Below are 17,196 nucleotides of genomic sequence, written 5' to 3'. Positions count from 1 at the left end.
TGCGGCCGGTCTCCGGCCCGGGCGTACGGTGCCGCCGTGGACGAGCGTCGCCTGGGGGTGGTCTCCGGGCTGGGCGCCTACGCGCTCTGGGGCGTCTTCCCGCTCTACTTCCCGCTGCTCGAGCCCGCCGGCGGCCTGGAGATCGTCGCCCACCGGGTGCTCTGGTCGCTGCTGTTCGTCGGGCTGCTGCTCACCGTCGTCCGCCGCTGGGGCCACGTGCGGGCCGCGGTCACCAGCCCCCGCACGGTGCTCGTCCTCGCCGGTGCCGCGGTGCTGATCGCCACGAACTGGCTGATCTACGTCTACGGGGTCAACTCCGGGCAGGTCGTGGAGACCTCGCTCGGCTACTTCATCAACCCGCTGGTCAGCGTGGTCCTGGGCGTGGTGGTGTTCACCGAGCGGCTGCGCCCCCTGCAGTGGGTCGCCGTCGGCATCGCCGCGGTCGCCGTCGCGGTGCTCACCGTCGACTACGGGCGCCCGCCGTGGATCGCCCTCGGCCTGGCGCTCTCGTTCGGCCTGTACGGCCTGATGAAGAAGCTCGTCCGGGTCGAGGCGGCGCCGGGCCTGTTCCTGGAGACGGCGCTGGTCGCCGTCCCGGCCGGCGTCGTCCTCGCCGTCCTCCACGGCGGGGGCTCGGGCACGTTCGCGAACGCGGGTGCCGGGCACGCCCTGCTGCTGGCCAGCGCCGGGGTGGCGACGGCGGTGCCGCTGCTGCTGTTCGCCGCGGCCGCCCGGCGGATCCCCCTGTCGACCGTGGGCCTGCTGCAGTACCTGACGCCGCTGATGCAGCTGGCGATCGGCGTCTTCGTCTACGACGAGCCCATGCCGCCGGCCCGGCTGGCCGGTTTCGTGATCGTCTGGGTGGCGCTGGCCGTCTTCACCGCCGACACGCTCCGACACGCCCGGGCCGGGGCCCGCAGGGCGGCCCGTGACGCGGTCGTCGCGACCCCCTGAACCGACCGCCGGAGTCGCTACGGCGCGGTCGCCGGAATCGTCGGTGGGCGGCGCTACCGTCGTGCCCGAGCCGCCGGGAGCACCCGGTCGGCGGAGCAGCTCAGGAGATGGTCCGACCATGAACAGCGACCCAGCCCCCGTGGTCTCCCCGCCCCGGGTCGACGGGTCAGGGGAGGGGTCCGTGCAGGCCGGAGCCGCAGGCCTCTCACGGCGCGAGCACGACATGCTCGGTTTCGAGCGCCAGTGGTGGCGGCGCGCGGGCGCCAAGGAGACGGCGATCCGCGACCTGTTCGGCACGACCCCCACCCGGTACTACCAGGCCCTCAACGCCCTGGTCGACCGTCCCGAGGCGCTCGCGGCCGACCCGCTGGTGGTCCGCCGGCTGCGCCGGTTGCGGACGGCGCGTCAGCGGACCCGTGCCGTGCAGGTCCTGGGCAAGGGGAATGACATGGATTAGATTCGGTCACCGTGGGCAGGCACGCCGCGTCAGGCAGTGACGGACTGGTTCAGGGGAACGCGTCTGCGCCCGCTGGGCGGCGCAGGACCGACGCCCCGGACGGCGCCTTCCCGGGCGCCGGCCTGAGCGACCACCCCACCGCGCCCGGGCGCGACCGCGCCGCTCTCCGGCGCGACGTCCCGGTGGATGCGCCCGTCGACGGCCCCGGCCAGGTCTCCCGCTCCCGGCTGCCCCTGCCACCCGTGCCGGTCGGCCCGCGCGCGGCCGCCGTCCCTGCCCCCGCTCCCGTCATCGCGCCGCAGACGAGCGCCGCACCGTTCCGCGCGGTGCCCTCACCGGCACTCGCCGCCGAGGTCCCCGCCCCGTCGCGCCCCGCCGACGCCCTCGCGCGGCCGGTCGCCGAGGCGGCTGTCCAGGCAGTCCCGCTGCCGGCGAAGCCCATCCTCCCGGCCCGCGCGGGGGTGCTCGTGGACGAGGAGCCCCTTGCCTCCACCGGCCCCGCCCGCGGCGTGGGACGCAGCACCCCGGCGCCGCTCGTCCCACGCGTGCCGCGGCAGACCACCCCCTCGGGTGCGCCGGCGTCCTCCTACGGCGACTGGACCAAGCCCTCGCGCACCGACGAGACGGGCCGTTCCCGGGTCGCGCCCGAGGTGCTGCAGGCGCCGGCCACCACGGCGATCCCGGAGCGGGGCGCCGGTGCCCGCCGCGCCGAGCCGGCCGACCTCGACGACGACCTCGACGGCGGCCTCGCCCACGACGAGCCGGGCTACGACGACCAGGACCTCGAGGCGGCCGGCATCGCGCCGGGCGCCGCGGTCAAGGGCGGGCGCGCCGCCTACCGCGCCGAGCGGCAGGCCGCCGACGCCGCCCGCCGCAAGGCGGCGAAGCGCAACGGCACCCCCGAGGTCATCTTCGACGACGAGCCCGAGCGGAAGCCGCGCCGCGTGCTCATGGGCCTGGTCGCGATGGCCGTGGTGGCCGGCGCGGTCCTCGGCGTCTACACGGTCACCGCCCCGGAGAAGCAGGAGGCCTCGGCCGCCGTCCCGGCTCCGGCCGCCGTCCCCACCGTCGCCGTCCCCACCGCGGCCCTGCCGCCGCTGCCGGAGGAGCCCGTGGTCGTGGAGCCGGCGATCACCACCCCCGTGCGCGTCCCCGTGACCGTCCTCAACGCCACCAACGTCACCGGCCTGGCCGCGAAGATCTCCGGCGCCGTGGCGGCCGGCGGCTGGGAGTCGCCGGGGGTGGGCGCCTACGAGGGCACCGACGTCTCGGCCACGACCGTCTTCTTCACCGAGGGCGACGAGCAGCAGCGCCAGGCGGCGCTGCAGCTGATCGACCAGTTCCCCGAGCTCGCCGGCCCCGCGCCGCGCTTCTTCGAGGTGACCGACGCCCCGGCGCCCGGCCTGGTCATCGTGGCCACCGGCAACTGGCAGCCCTGAACCGGCTCGGCCGGAACACCCGCCGCCCCTCGGCCGTTGGGGGCAGCGTGCGTCCCCTCCGAGGGCCCGTGCGTCGCCGCCCGCGCCCCGGTGCGGGCGCCGTGGCCGCCGCCCTGCTCGCCCTCGCGCTGCCCACCGGTCTGCTCGTGCTCGCGCCCCCGGCGGGCGCCGCCGAGCTGCGGACCGTGGAGGCCCGGGTGCCGTCGGGCTCCGGCGAGGACGCCGTCGAGCTCGACACGACGCTGTATCTCCCCGACACCGACGAGCCCGCCCCCGCGGTGGTGCTGGCACACGGCTTCGGCGGCAGCAAGCGGTCGGTCGCCGACGACGCCGCCGACCTCGCCGAGCGCGGCTACGTCGTCCTCACCTACTCCGCGCGCGGCTTCGGGGAGAGCACCGGGCGGATCGGGCTCAACGACCCCCGCTACGAGATCGCCGACCTCTCCACGCTGCTCGACCTGCTCGCCGAGCGCGACGACGTCCAGCTCGACGCCGACGGCGACCCGCGGGTGGGCGTCGCCGGTGGCTCGTACGGCGGCGCGCTGGCCCTGCTCGGCGCCGCCTACGACGAGCGGGTCGACGCCATCGCGCCGCAGATCACCTGGCACTCGCTGACCACCTCGCTCTTCCCCTCGCAGACCGGCGAGCTGGAGGCCGACACGGTCGCCGCGGTCCCGCAGACCGAGGGGTCGGGGGTCTACAAGCGGCTGTGGTCCGGCCTGTTCTTCGGCATCGGTTCGTCCTCCGGCGGCCTCCTCGACGCACTCGGCGGTGGCGGCGGGGCGGGCGGCGCCGCGCTGCCCACCCGGCTGCCCGACGAACTCCTCGCGCAGGCGGCGCAGGACCCAGCGGCCGCCGAGCTGCTGCTCACCTGCGGCCGCTTCCGCGTCGAGGTCTGCGAGGCCTACCAGACGGCCGCCGCCACGGGCACGCTCACGCCGGAGGTCGCCGCGGTCCTCGACCGCAGCAGCCCGGCCGGGGTGCTCGACCGCATCGACGTGCCGACGCTGCTCGTCCAGGGCACCCAGGACTCGCTCTTCGGGGTCGGCCAGGCCGACGCCAACGCACGCGGGATCGCCGCGGACGGGACGCCGGTCAAGGTGGTCTGGTTCGCCGGCGGCCACGACGCCTCCTCGTCCGACCGGCAGGCGCAGGAGCTCCGCGACCAGGTCGCCGGCTGGTTCGACTGGCACCTGCGGGGGGAGGGCGAGGACCCCGGCACGGGCTTCCAGTACCCGGCACCGACCGGGCTCGGCGCCACCGTCGGCCGGGTGCAGGGCGGCGGCCAGACCGTCGCGGCGGCGGCCTACCCCGGCCTCGACGGCGCGGAGCCGGCCACCCGCCGCGCGGTGACCGTCTCCGGCCCCGTGCAGCCGGTCGTCACCCCGGCCGGCGGCACGCCCGCCGCGCTCACCACCGTGCCGGGGCTCGGGGCGCTGACCTCCGCGCTGGGCGGCACGACCGCGGAGATCCCCGGCCAGTACGCCGCCTTCGACAGCGCCCCGCTGGAGGCCCCGGTGGAGGTCGTCGGCGCCTCGACGGTCGACCTCGCGGTCGCCTCGCCCAGCGGCAGCGCCACCCTGTTCGCCAAGCTCTACGACGTCGGCCCGGACGGCGGGACGACCCTGCCGGGCGGGCTGGTGGCCCCCCTCTCGCTCACCGGGATCTCCACCGACCCCACCGCGCCGACGCGGGTGAGCGTCACGCTCCCGGGCATCGTGCACCGGTTCGAGACCGGCCACACCATGCGCGTGCTGGTCTCCTCCACCGACCAGGCGTTCGCGCTGCCCGACGAGGCGGCGGTCTACACCGTCGGGCTCGCCTCCGACGTCGCCCCCAACGGCGTCGCCGCGGGCGAGGCGACGCTGGCCGCTCCCGAGGTCGACGGCCGCAGCGAGGCCACGACCGGCACCTCCCGCTGGTGGGTGCTGCTCGCCGTCCTCGCGGGCCTGGGCCTGCTCGGCTGGCTGGCCGCCCGTTGGTGGGGCGCCCGCCGGCGCCGGCAGATCTCCCAGGTCGAGCCGGACGGCGAGGACGTCCCGCTGCGGTTCACCGGCGTGACCAAGGCCTACAAGGACGGCTTCGTCGCCGTCCGTGACCTCTCGTTCGAGGTGCGGCGCGGCCAGGTGCTCGGCCTGCTCGGGCCCAACGGCGCCGGCAAGACCACGTCGTTGCGCATGCTGATGGGCCTCATCAAGCCCACCGAGGGGCGGATCAGCATCTTCGGGCACGCCGCCGGTCCCGGCGCCCCCGTGCTCTCCCGGCTCGGTTCGTTCGTGGAGGGCACCGGCCTGCAGCCGCACCTCTCCGGCCGGGACAACCTCACCCTCTACTGGGCCGCCACCGGACGTCCGGCCGAGGACGCGCACATGGCGGAGGCCATCGAGATCGCGGGGCTGGGCGCCGCCATCGACCGGCCGGTGCGCCGGTACAGCCAGGGCATGCGCCAGCGGGTCGCGATCGCCCAGGCGATGCTCGGGCTGCCCGACCTGCTGGTCCTCGACGAGCCGACCAACGGGCTGGACCCGCCGCAGATCCACGCCATGCGCGAGGTGCTGCGCTCCTACGCCGCCACCGGCCGCACGGTGATCGTCTCCAGCCACCTGCTCAGCGAGATCGAGCAGACCTGCAGCCACGTCGTCGTGATGGCGAAGGGGCAGAAGATCACGCAGGGCACCGTGGAGGAGATCGTCGGTACCGGCGGCTCGGTGCTGGTCGGCCTGGCCGACGAGGCCGACACCGACCGGGCGGTCGCCGTCCTCTCGTCGCTGCCGGGGGTGACCGCCGGGCGCACCGACGAGGGCCTCGTGGCCGAGCTCGACGGCGCCCGGCGCGCCGACGTGCTGCAGGCGCTGGTGGCCGCGGGGGTCGCCGTCGAGCAGTTCACGCCGCGACGCCGGCTCGAGGACGCCTTCCTGGCGCTGGTGGGGGAGTCGTGACGACGGGCGCCCGCGAGGACGACGGTCGAGGGGGCCTCGCAGGGAGCGCCAGCGACCGGGGAGCGGATCGAGGCCGGAGTCCAGCCATGACGGAGCACGTGCAGCCGACCGGCGCGGTCGCCGGCTACCGGCCCGAGCGCACGCTGCGGTTGTCGGTCGAGCTGCGCCGCCAGTTCAAGCGGCGGCGCACCCTCGGCGTCTTCGCGCTGATGGTCGCGCTGCCCCTGGTGCTCATCGCCGCGCTGCAGCTGGGCGCCAGCGAGGAGGCGGCGGAGAACACCCGGATCAACCTGGTGGACGTCGCGACGGCGAGCGGGCTGAACTTCACCCTGTTCGTGCTGTTCGCGACCACGGGCTTCTTCCTCGTCGTGGTCTACGCGCTGTTCTTCGGTGACACCGTGGCCGTGGAGGCGCAGTGGGGGTCGCTGCGGTACGCGCTGGCCACCCCGGTCCCGCGGATGCGCCTGCTCCGGCAGAAGTGGCTGGCCGCGCTGGTGCAGTCCGTCGCCGCGCTGCTCACGCTCGCGGCGGTGGCGGTGGTCGCCGGGGGCATCGCCTTCGGCTTCGGCGACATCACGACGCCGGTCGGCGTGGGGATCGACCAGGGCGAGGGCATGCTCCGGCTGGCCGGGATGCTCGGCTACCTCGCCGTCCACCTGCTCGTCGTCGGAGCGCTGGCGTTCTGGTTCTCCACCATCACCGACGCGCCGCTGGCCGCGGTCGGCGGCGCGGTGTTCACCATGGTCGTCTTCGCGATCCTCGACCAGGTCGAGCAGCTGGGCTCGATCCGCGACTGGTTCCCGACGGCGGAGGAGTTCGCCTGGACCGACCTGCTGCAGACGCCGGTCGACGACGGCGACCTGTTCCGCGGCGTCATCCAGTCGCTGGTCTACATCGCCGTCTTCACCGCACTGGGCTTCCGGCACTTCGCCCGCCGCGACGTCACGTCGTAGCTGTCGCCCTGCCGGCGACACCGCGGGCAGGTGCCGTCCCGGCCGGCGTGGAGCCGCTGCGTCGCGCCTGCGCGGACCCCTCCGGGGCCCACTCGGCACGACGCGGCGTCACAGGCTCTGCCGCACGGCCTGGGCCCAGCCCTCGCCCATCGCGTCAGCGGTGACCGAGGCGTTCGGGACGGCGGCCAGCGCGTCGGCCATGCCGTCGGCGGCGGCGCCGTTCGCGGTGATCCACAACCGGCCCACCGCGGGCGCCATCTCCAGGTCGCTGACGCTGTCCCCGATGGCCACGGCGTCGGCGGGGGAGAGGCCGCGCCGCTCCAGGTCCCAGGCGATCGCCGCGCCCTTGGAGATGCCGCGCGGCATCAGGTGGTAGACCCGCGGGGGCCCGGCGTCGGCATCCAGCCCCATCCAGGAGGCCCGCTGGATCGAGCCGTTGTCCTTCAGCGTCAGCCAGCCCGCCCCCCGCTCGGCCAGCCAGGCGTCGACGGCGAGGGGGTCCAGCCGGCCGCGCAGGAGCGCGTCCGCGGCGTGGGTGGCGTGCCACGGCGCGTGCCACTCGATCCGGCCGGGGTGCTCGGCGAACAGGTCCTCGACGATCCCGAGCTCGGCCATGACCTCCATCGGCGTCCGGTCGCCGTACTGCGGGGGCAGCGCGCCGCGGAGCCGGTGCGTGTTCCGGCCCGAGCCCCAGCCGATGGTGGCGCCCAGTTCGGCGATCGCGCCGTCGGCCGCGAAGATGCGCGCGGCCTCCACCACCTGCTCGTAGGTGCGGCCGCTGACCAGCACCAACGCCACCCCGGCGCGGTGCAGGTCGAGCAGCGCGCCGGCCGGCCCGTCGGTCAGCTCCCGCCCCTCCGTGTGCCAGAAGGAGCCCCGCGGCCCCACCATCGTGCCGTCGAGGTCGGTGTAGACGACGCGCGCGCTCACCGGGCCATCCTGTCCGGCCGTCGGGCGCCGCGCGCCACTGGGTAGAGTCCACGCCGTTCACTCATCCAGAGGGGCAGAGGGACACGGCCCGATGAAGCCCCGGCAACCGCCGCCTGCAGCGCTCCGCGCGACGGGCGGGAGGTGCCAATTCCGTCCCGCGCGGCTCGACGGCCCGCAGCGGGGAAGATGAGGAGGTAGTCGTCGCATGACCCTCACCGCTCCCGGTTCCGCCCAGGCCGACTCCAGCGCAGGCGGCCCGGTGCCACCCTGTCCGGCCCGCGGGCTCGTCTGCCGCAACTGCGGCGCCACGTTCGGCCTCATCGCCCAGCACGCCTGCGCCGAGTGCTTCGGCCCGCTGGAGGTCGACTACGACCCCGAGCTGATGAAGGCCGTCACCCGCGAGCAGATCGAGGCCGGGCCGCAGAACATCTGGCGGTACGTGGCCCTGCTCCCGGTGGGCCAGCACCCGGCCGACCGGGTCACGCTCGACCCCGGCATGACCCCGCTGGTCCGCGCCGACCGGCTCGCCGCCGAGCTCGGGCTCACCGGCGGCCTCTGGGTCAAGGACGACTCCGCCAACCCCACCCACTCCTTCAAGGACCGCGTGGTCAGCCTGGCCGCGACCGCCGCCAAGGGGCTGGGCTACACCAAGATCGCCGCCGCCTCCACCGGCAACCTGGCCAACTCGGTGGCCGCGCACGCCGCCCGCGTCGGCCTGCCGTCGTTCGTCTTCATCCCGAGCGACCTCGAGCCCGGCAAGGTGGTCCAGTCCGCGGTCTACGGCCAGACGCTGGTCGCCGTCGACGGCTCCTACGACGACGTCAACCGGCTGACCAGCGAGCTCGGCGAGACCGACGAGTTCGAGGACACCGCGTTCGTCAACCAGAACGTCCGGCCCTACTACGCCGAGGGCTCCAAGACGATGGGCTACGAGATCGCCGAGCAGCTCGGCTGGCGCATCCCCGCCCAGGTCGTCATCCCCATGGCGTCCGGCTCGCTGCTGACCAAGGTCGACAAGGCCTTCCGCGAGCTGACCGCGGCCGGCATCGTCGAGGCGTCCGAGTGGAGGATCTTCGGCGCCCAGTCGGCCGGGTGCGACCCGATCGCCACCGCGTTCGACAACGGGTGGGACGTCGTCAAGCCGGTGAAGCCGACCGGGATCGCCAAGTCGCTGAACATCGGCAACCCCGCCGACGGCCCCTACGCCCTGGACGCCATCCGGCGCACCGGGGGTGCGGTGGCCCGCGTCGGTGACGACGAGATCGTGCAGGGCATCCGAGACCTCGCCCGCACCACCGGCGTCTTCGCCGAGACCGCCGGCGGCGTGACCGTCGCGGTCCTGCGCAAGCTCGTCGAGGGCGGGCAGCTCGACCCGGCCAAGGAGACCGTCGTCCTCAACACCGGCGAGGGGCTCAAGACCCTCGACCCGCTCGAGCCGGTCGTCGGCCCCACCCACCGGGTGGAGCCGTCGTTGAAGTCGGTGCGGGCCGCCGGCCTCATCGGCTGATCCGCGTCGCCCGATCCGGCAACACAGCGGCGGAGAACCACGTGCACCCGGTGGGTGCTGATGTACCTTCTCGCGCGGTTCCAGTTCCATGTTCGTGATATGCGGGCGGAAGAGCTAGGCCCGGTCCCCCGATCCAGAGGGGCCGTCCGCACGCACGAAACGTGGGAGCACACGTGGCACAGGGCACCGTGAAGTGGTTCAACGCCGAGAAGGGCTTCGGCTTCATCGCCGTCGACGGCGGCCAGGACGTCTTCGTCCACTACTCGGCCATCCAGATGGACGGGTACAAGAGCCTCGACGAGGGTCAGCGCGTCGAGTTCGAGGTCGTCCAGGGCTCGAAGGGCCCGCAGGCCGACGCCGTCCGCAGCGCCTGAGACACCCGCGGCACCGGAGGCCCGGTCCCCCTCGAGGGGGCCGGGCCTCCGTCCGTCCTTGCACCCGCCGGGGTGGAGTGCCAGACTCGGTTCTGGCACTCGTACCCTTTGAGTGCCAATCAGGTCGGAACGGTGAGGCACCGGTCGGTGGACCGAAGGAGCGTCCACGCCGCTGGTGTCGTCCGTCGCGGGCACCAACCGGCCGTGCAGCGATCCACGCTCGGAGGACATCACCACATGGCCAAGATGATCGCGTTCAACGAAGAGGCACGCCGCGGCCTCGAGCGAGGGATGAACACCCTCGCCGACGCCGTCAAGGTGACGCTCGGCCCCCGTGGCCGGAACGTCGTTCTGGAGAAGAAGTGGGGCGCGCCCACCATCACCAACGATGGTGTGAGCATCGCCAAGGAGATCGAGCTCGAGGACCCCTGGGAGAAGATCGGGGCCGAGCTCGTCAAGGAGGTCGCCAAGAAGACCGACGACGTCGCGGGTGACGGCACCACCACCGCCACCGTGCTGGCCCAGGCGCTCGTCCGCGAGGGTCTGCGCAACGTCGCCGCCGGCGCCAACCCGATGGCCCTGAAGAAGGGCATCGAGGCCGCCGTCGCCTCGGTCAGCGAGTACCTCCTCGCCACCGCCAAGGACGTCGAGACCAAGGAGCAGATCGCCGCGACCGCGTCGATCTCCGCTGCCGACCCCGCCATCGGTGAGCTCATCGCCGAGGCGATGGACAAGGTCGGCAAGGAAGGTGTCATCACCGTCGAGGAGAGCAACACCTTCGGGCTCGAGCTCGAGCTCACCGAGGGCATGCGCTTCGACAAGGGCTACATCTCGCCCTACTTCGTCACCGACGCCGAGCGCATGGAGGCCGTCCTCGACGACCCGTACGTGCTCGTCGTCAACTCGAAGATCAGCTCGGTCAAGGACCTGCTCCCGCTGCTGGAGAAGGTCATGCAGTCGGGCAAGCCGCTGGCCATCATCTCCGAGGACGTCGAGGGCGAGGCCCTCGCGACCCTGGTCGTGAACAAGATCCGTGGCACCTTCAAGTCCGTCGCCGTCAAGGCGCCGGGCTTCGGCGACCGCCGCAAGGCCATGCTCGGCGACATCGCCATCCTCACCGGTGGCCAGGTCATCAGCGAGGAGGTCGGCCTCAAGCTCGACACCGCCGGCCTCGAGCTGCTGGGCCGTGCCCGCAAGGTCGTCGTCACCAAGGACGAGACGACGATCGTCGAGGGTGCCGGGGACACCGACCAGATCGCCGGCCGGGTCAACCAGATCCGCAGCGAGATCGAGCGGTCGGACTCCGACTACGACCGGGAGAAGCTGCAGGAGCGCCTGGCCAAGCTGGCCGGTGGCGTCGCCGTCATCAAGGCCGGTGCCGCGACCGAGGTCGAGCTCAAGGAGCGCAAGCACCGCATCGAGGACGCGGTGCGCAACGCCAAGGCGGCCGTCGAGGAGGGCATCGTCGCCGGTGGTGGCGTCGCCCTCGCGCAGGCCACGGCCGTCGCGTTCGACAAGCTCGAGCTCGAGGGTGACGAGGCGACCGGTGCCAACATCGTGCGCGTCGCGCTCGAGGCGCCGCTGAAGCAGATCGCGATCAACGCCGGCCTCGAGGGTGGCGTCGTCGCGGAGAAGGTCCGCAACTCGGAGACCGGCTGGGGCCTCAACGCCGCCACCGGCGAGTACGTGGACCTGGTCGCCGCCGGGATCATCGACCCCGCCAAGGTGACCCGCTCGGCGCTGCAGAACGCCGCCTCCATCGCGGCGCTCTTCCTCACCACCGAGGCCGTCATCGCCGACAAGCCGGAGAAGAACGCTCCGGCCATGCCGAACAGCGATGGCATGGGCGGCATGGACTTCTAAGAGGACCTCGTCCTCCTCACCCCTCGCACGCTCGGGGTGAGCCTCTGGACGAGGCCGTTCCACGGCCTCACCAGCAGGGGCGGTCCCGCTTCGGCGGGGCCGCCCCTGTCGGCGTCTCCGGGGTTGTCGCCGCCGGCGTGCGGCGCGACTTCCGCGAAGCGGGGCTCCGGAGCGCCGCCCGGACCCCGACATCCGAGAAGCAGGCGTCCGGTGTGCGGCCGGCCCGTACAGGCCGAGGGCCCGCCACCGGCTGGTGACGGGCCCTCGGTTGGTGGAGCGGTCAGCGCACCTCGACCGGGAAGGGTCCGGAGACGCCGCCCTCGCTCGACTTCACCCAGATCTCCGTGGGTGCGGTCGCCGGGGCCGGGTCGACGGTGATGGCCCAGGCTCCGGAGGCCTCCGGAGCCTCGATCGGACCGACGACACCGGTCGGGTACCCGGCGATCGGGTTGAGGGCCGGCCCGGTGCCCGCGGTGTTGGTGCGGTGCACCGTGATCGTCGCCCCGGGCACGGTGCCCGAGCCGTCGATCCGGAACTCGTCGCCGGTCCGGAACTGCGCCAGCCCGATGGCGACGTCGTCACCCGGGAGGACGACGTTGACGCCCGGGGACAGCGACGAGTACGTCGTCGCGGCCGGGGTCTTCGACTGCACGCGGAAGACCCACCTCGTCCCCGGCTCGGACTTCGGCAGACCGGTCACCTCGGCCGTGGTGCCGGTGACGACCACGTCCCGTTCGGGCTGGAGCACGACCGTGGCCGAAGTCGTGGCCGTCGCGTCCGTCCGCAGTGACACGCGGACCCGGTACTCCGTGGCGTCGGTCACCGGGTTCCACGCCAGGCGGACCCGGCCGGCGTCGTTGTTGACCCCCGACCCGTTGAAGCCGGTGATCGCCAGCCCCGTCGGCGCGACCGCCGCGGCGGCGGGCGCCGGAGACACCACACCCGAGCCGTGGGTGGCGTTGCCGGCCGCGTCGATGGCGACGTAGTTCACGGTCGTGTTGGCCGTGGTGACGGGGATCGGCGCCGTGTACAGCGTCGCGGTGGCCGACGGGACGTTGCCGCCCTCCACCGTCGTCACCAGGCTGCCGTCGGTCGTGTAGTAGAGCGTCCCCTCGTCGGTGGCCAGCGTCAGGGAGGCGGTCTCGACGGCCGTGGTGCCGGTCAGCGCGGGGGTCGTGGTCACCACGGGCGCCGTGGTGTCCGCCGAGCCGTCCTCGTTGGGCGGCGCGATCGTCCCGGCCAGGGCGAAGGGAGCGCCCATCTCGTTGCCGACCATCGAGCGGACCTCGATGTCGTACAGCGCGCCGCTGGTGAGCCCGTCCAGGACGACCTGGGTGGCGTTCGCGCCCACGCGGTAGCCCTCCTGCCGCTGGGTGGTCTGGTCGACGGCGGTGACGCTGTAGCCGGTGACCGCGTCACCACCGAGCACCGGCGTCGCGGATGCCCAGGTGACCGTGGCCGAGGTCCCGTCGGCGTTCCACACCGTCGAGTACTCGCTGACGGGCGGCCGCGCGCCGTCCGGGCCGGCGGGGCAGCCGGGAGCACCGCCGCTGGCCAGCCCGTACTCGGCCAGCGTGAGGCCGAGCTGCTGCTCGACCGTGGTGGCGTCGGCCATCCAGCTCAGGGCCACGGCCTGGCCCTCGTACACCAACTGCTGGTCCGAGGCGGACATGTCGGCGAAGGTCACGGAGAACACGCCGTTCTCCGCGGTACCCGAGACCGTGTAGCCGGTGGGCGCCTCGTCCGGCACCTCGTTCGGGCTCCAGCCGATGGCCCGCTCGCCGATGGCGCCCTCGTCGCGCATGGTCGGGTTGACGACCTCGACGGCGAAGCGGTCGAGGCTGACGTCGCTGCCGTAGGTGCCGTTGTAGGTGACGGAGTTGACGTTGCCCTCGGCCGGCTCGCTGGCGATCACCTCGGTGATCTGTGCCGAGCTGACCTGCATGCCGTCCACCAGGGGCGATGCGCTGAACGACAGCGACACCTCGTCACCGGCCTGCAAGTCGGGCGTGACGTCGGTGAAGCAGCTGGCCGAGTCGTGGTTCCACTCCCGGAAGCCCGTGGCGTCGACCTCGCCGGAGGCGGTCCCGACGACCTGGCCGCCGCGCCGGACGGTGATGTTCGCGGTCTGGCCGGCCTGGGCCGTGTAGCCCTCGATGGCGATCATGTCGCGGTCGGGGAACACCTCGATGTTGCCCGGTCCGGCCGGCGGGGTGCCGGCGCTCGCTACGCCCGAGAGCGTCGCGAGGACGCCCGCGGCCGTGACGACGGCGAGGCCGCCCGCCATCGTGGCGCGGCGGGTCCTGGTCGTGGGATGGAGGGCTCCGGTCGTGGGGGCGGTCACCGGTCCGTGCCGTCCCCTGCGACCACGCCCGGTGGTCGGTCCTGTCCTGGTCATGGCTGTCTCCGCAGTGAGCCGTGGTCGCCTCGGTCGAGGGAACGTGCTCACCGTGGTTCAGCCGGAGGGCCTGGGGCAGCCGAGGGGTGGGGGGCCGTGCACCCCCCAAAAGGAGGCATCCCGGCCGATCACCCGGAGGAGCGCGGACGCCGACGTGCCGAGGGCCCGCCACCGGAACGGTGACGGGCCCTCGGCGTCCGGTCGTGGCGGCGGGATGCGGTCGCTGCCGCCGCCACGACCGTGGTGGTCAGCGGCGCTCCATCGGCACCCCCGTCAGGCTCCCCCCGGACGACGAGGTGACCGTGAGCGTCGCCCCCGGCGTGGCCTGCGGGCCGTTGCGGGTGCTGACCGACCACGCCCCGTCGTCGGTGACCGCGACGTTCTGGGCCACGAGCTCGCCGGTGCTGAGCCGGATGGTCACGGTGTTGGCGGTCGTGTCCTGAGCCGTGCCGGTGATCCGGTACTCGTTGCGGTCGTCCCGGAACTGGGCCCTGCCGACGGTCAGCACGTCGTTCGGCACCACCGTCCCGGGGTGGCCGTCGGCGAAGGTCGCCGCCGGGCCCCTCGACTCGCCGGCCACGGCGACGACGTCGAGCCGGTAGGTGGTCCCGTTGGTCAGGCCCGAGATGGTCCCCGTGGTGACGGCGCCGACCGAGGCCGTCACCGACTCACCCGTGGCAGTTCCGGTGCTGTCGACCGGGGTGGCCGAGAGCTCGTAGCCGGTCACCGGGCTGGCGGAGTTCCCCGGGGTGGCTGCCAACCACTCCATCGTCACCCGCTCGTGGCCCGAGATGACCCGGCTCACCGTGGTCGAGCTCGGCGCTGCCGTGCTGAGCGTGGTGGCCTGGACGGGACCGGCCGCTGCACCGGTGCCGATGCTGTTGGTGGCCGTGAGGGTGATGTCGTACACGGTCCCCGACCCCAACCCGGTGAGCGTCGCACTGGTCGCGGGCGCCGTCACCGGCAGGGTCACCGGCTCGCCGGAAGCCGCGGTGGCGGTGACGGTGTAGCTGGTCACCGCGTCCTCCGCCGGGGATGCGGCCCAGGTGACGGTCACGCTGTCGAGGCCGGTGCCTTCGGCTGCGAGCCCGGTCGGCGCCGCCGGGGCGGTGGACGGCTCCGTCGGGGTCGTCGGGTCGGTCGGCGTGGTCGTGCCGCCACCGGAGCCGACCACGATCGAGCCCACCGACTGTGCCGCCGACCAGCGGCCGTTGTACGCCTCGATCATGATCTCGTACGAGGCGCCGGCCTCCAGGCCGTCGAGGGACACGGCGGTCGCGCCGGTCCGTTCCGCGACCTCCTGCTCGAGGTGCGCACCGCCGATCGCGGCCACCCGGTAGCCGGTGACCTCAGGAGCGTCGGCGGGCTGCGCCGCCGGCTCCCAGGTGACGTCCACCGAGGTGGAACCCGTGGCCGAGGAGAGCTGAGCCGTGGTCGGGGCCGTCGGCACCTGACCGTCGGGGCTCGGCGGGCAGCCGCCCATCCCCGGCCCGGGGATCTCCTCGAACTCGTTCTGGGTGAGGCCGAGGGCGAGCTCACCCGACTCCGCCATCCACGAGGCGGCGACGTGGTCGCCCGCGAGCGTCCGGTCGTAGTCGGCCTCCGTGTAGAGCGTGTAGGTGCCCGACCAGGTGCCGGTCGCCGGGTCGATCGTGGCAGTGGCGTCCCACAGGCCGGGCTCGCCGTTGGGGTGCTCGGCGTCCGGGACGAGCGTGATGCCCATCGCTCGGGCGTCCACCAGCCCCGGGTCCTCCCCGGGCGGCGTCTTGTCGTCCTTGTTGTCCGGGTTGACGGTCTCGATCACGAACCGAGCCGGGTCGAACCACGGGTCGGCGGGGTCGTACGTCCCGTTGATCGTGACCGTCCCCGTGCCGCGCACGCGGGTCTCCGGGTCACCCTCGACCACCTCGCCGGACGCGACGAAGTTGCTGCCGACGACGGAGGTCACCGTGGGCGACATCGTGACGGCGGAGTCCGTGAACAGCGCCCCGCTGAACGAGACCTTGACCTCGTCGCCGGGCTTGATGTTGGGGGTGACCCCGATCCAGCACTCCCCGCCGGGGTGGTTGAACTCCAAGAAGCCGGTGTCGTCGATCGTCCCCCGGCCGATGCCGACGATCTCGCTCCCGCGGATCACCTCGACGGTGGCCTCCTGGCCGGCCTGGGCGGTGTAGCCCTCGAGGGCCACCATGCTGCGCTTGTTGAAGATCTCGATGTTGCCGGGGCCGGCCGGGGGTGTGCCCGCCTCGGCCACGGCGGCGAACGTGATGATGGCGCTCGTGGCCAGGGCCGCGCTGAGCCCTCCGGCCATGAGGCGCTTGCGGCTCGATCGTGGGGCACGGGGGACCACGGCGCGGTGCGCACCCCCGCGACCACCTCTCGGGGTCGTTGCTGTACTGGTCATGTCCAACTCCGCGGTTCCCGCCGTGCCCACCCCGTCGTGGGCCAGGTCTGGTACGTCACACGGTTGTCCGTGACCGGACACCCCGGCAGCCGAGCAGAGGGGTGCCGCCGTCCCCCAATACGGGGGGCGCGGGCGGTCGTCGCGTCAGCCACCGCGGTACGGGGTAGCGGCCGGGGATGGCGGTGATCATCGGGACGTCGGGGTGGCAGTACCGCGACTGGCGCGGGGCCTTCTACCCGCAGAAGCTGCCGCAGCGGCTGTGGCTGGAGCACTACGTCCAGCACTTCGCCACCGTCGAGAGCAACAACGCCTTCTACCGCTTGCCGGAGCGGGCGACGTTCGAGAAGTGGCGCGCGCGCACCCCGTCGGACTTCCGGTGGGCGGTCAAGGCCAGCCGGTTCCTCACCCACATCAAGCGGCTGCGCGAGCCCGAGGAGCCGGTCGCCCGCCTGATGGGCCGCGCCGAGGGGCTCGCGGACAAGCTGGACACGGTCCTGCTGCAGCTCCCACCCACGCTCAAGGCCGACCCCGAGCTGCTGCGGGAGTGCCTGGCGCAGTTCCCGGCCGGCACCCGCGTGGCGGTGGAGCCGCGGCACGAGACGTGGTGGACCGACGAGATCCGGGCGCTGCTGGAGCGCTACGGGGCGGCGCTGTGCTGGGCCGATCGCGACGAGCAGCCCGTGGCCCCGCTCTGGCGGACCGCCGACTGGGGTTACCTGCGGCTGCACCACGGGTTCGAGGGCTGGGGGTACCGCCCGGAGACGCTGCAGCTGTGGGCCGACCGGCTGGCCGCGGCGTACGGCGAGAGCGACGTCCTCGTCTACTTCAACAACGACCCGGGCTGCAACGCGGTGATCGACGCGGTGCGTTTCGCCGACGCCGTGCGCCGGGCCGGGTCGGCACCCACCCGGGTGCCGACCGCAGCCCAGGCGACCGGGCTGGCGTGGGAGCCCGAGCAGCAGGCTCCCGTCTGACCGG

12 protein-coding genes and 1 riboswitch are annotated in these 17,196 nt (G+C 73.7%); of the genes, 9 read left to right on the top strand and 3 right to left on the bottom strand.

Annotated elements, in window-relative coordinates:
* Positions 1 to 36 precede the first annotated feature (36 nt).
* The 5 genes from rarD (at position 37) to ACI794_RS05835 (ending at position 6,742) form a co-directional block, all read left to right on the top strand.
* Positions 37 to 954, top strand: coding sequence for an EamA family transporter RarD (gene rarD, locus ACI794_RS05855; RefSeq protein WP_456615853.1), 918 nt, complete (start codon positions 37 to 39; stop codon positions 952 to 954).
* A gap of 181 nt (positions 955 to 1,135) precedes the next feature.
* Positions 1,136 to 1,411: a DUF3263 domain-containing protein gene (locus ACI794_RS05850; RefSeq protein WP_456615852.1), complete on the top strand. Its 276-nt coding sequence runs from the start codon at positions 1,136 to 1,138 to the stop codon at positions 1,409 to 1,411.
* A 326-nt stretch (positions 1,412 to 1,737) separates the two neighbouring features.
* Positions 1,738 to 2,850: a LytR C-terminal domain-containing protein gene (locus ACI794_RS05845; RefSeq protein WP_456615851.1), complete on the top strand. Its 1,113-nt coding sequence runs from the start codon at positions 1,738 to 1,740 to the stop codon at positions 2,848 to 2,850.
* Between the two features lie 101 nt (positions 2,851 to 2,951).
* A complete protein-coding gene (locus ACI794_RS05840) occupies positions 2,952 to 5,789 on the top strand; it encodes an alpha/beta fold hydrolase (RefSeq protein WP_456615850.1) in 2,838 nt (945 codons plus the stop codon).
* Between the two features lie 86 nt (positions 5,790 to 5,875).
* The gene (locus ACI794_RS05835) at positions 5,876 to 6,742 is read left to right on the top strand and encodes an ABC transporter permease (RefSeq protein ID WP_456615849.1); all 867 of its coding nucleotides are present in this window, start codon (positions 5,876 to 5,878) and stop codon (positions 6,740 to 6,742) included.
* Positions 6,743 to 6,850: 108 nt separating this feature from the next.
* Here the strand turns inward: ACI794_RS05835 and ACI794_RS05830 are convergent, their stop codons facing one another.
* Positions 6,851 to 7,672: an HAD family hydrolase gene (locus ACI794_RS05830; protein ID WP_456601105.1), complete on the bottom strand. Its 822-nt coding sequence runs from the start codon at positions 7,670 to 7,672 to the stop codon at positions 6,851 to 6,853.
* Between the two features lie 58 nt (positions 7,673 to 7,730).
* A riboswitch (SAM riboswitch) is annotated at positions 7,731 to 7,865 on the top strand.
* 12 nt (positions 7,866 to 7,877) lie between these two features.
* On the opposite strand from ACI794_RS05830, the gene thrC reads away from it, so the two are divergent.
* The 3 genes from thrC (at position 7,878) to groL (ending at position 11,416) form a co-directional block, all read left to right on the top strand.
* Positions 7,878 to 9,179, top strand: a complete 1,302-nt coding sequence (thrC, locus tag ACI794_RS05825) for a threonine synthase (RefSeq protein ID WP_456601104.1) — start codon at positions 7,878 to 7,880, stop codon at positions 9,177 to 9,179.
* 173 nt (positions 9,180 to 9,352) lie between these two features.
* A complete protein-coding gene (locus ACI794_RS05820) occupies positions 9,353 to 9,553 on the top strand; it encodes a cold-shock protein (RefSeq protein WP_089306482.1) in 201 nt (66 codons plus the stop codon).
* Positions 9,554 to 9,790: 237 nt separating this feature from the next.
* Entirely contained in the window at positions 9,791 to 11,416 is a 1,626-nt protein-coding gene (gene groL, locus ACI794_RS05815; RefSeq protein ID WP_456579524.1) for a chaperonin GroEL, read from the top strand.
* A gap of 280 nt (positions 11,417 to 11,696) precedes the next feature.
* On the opposite strand, the gene ACI794_RS05810 is transcribed toward groL, so the two are convergent.
* Complete coding sequence (locus ACI794_RS05810) at positions 11,697 to 13,760, bottom strand: fibronectin type III domain-containing protein (protein WP_456615848.1); 2,064 nt, start codon at positions 13,758 to 13,760, stop codon at positions 11,697 to 11,699.
* Positions 13,761 to 14,061: 301 nt separating this feature from the next.
* The gene (locus ACI794_RS05805; RefSeq protein WP_456615847.1) at positions 14,062 to 16,125 is read right to left on the bottom strand and encodes a fibronectin type III domain-containing protein; all 2,064 of its coding nucleotides are present in this window, start codon (positions 16,123 to 16,125) and stop codon (positions 14,062 to 14,064) included.
* A 269-nt stretch (positions 16,126 to 16,394) separates the two neighbouring features.
* On the opposite strand from ACI794_RS05805, the gene ACI794_RS05800 reads away from it, so the two are divergent.
* Positions 16,395 to 17,192 (top strand): DUF72 domain-containing protein, encoded by a 798-nt coding sequence (locus tag ACI794_RS05800; protein WP_456615846.1) that lies wholly within the window; start codon positions 16,395 to 16,397, stop codon positions 17,190 to 17,192.
* The last annotated feature ends 4 nt before the right edge of the window (positions 17,193 to 17,196 follow it).

It is taken from the genome of Blastococcus sp. SYSU DS0541, assembly GCF_054050875.1.
The sequence above is the reverse complement of the archived record's forward strand: the minus strand, read 5'-3'. Positions and strand labels throughout refer to the sequence as shown.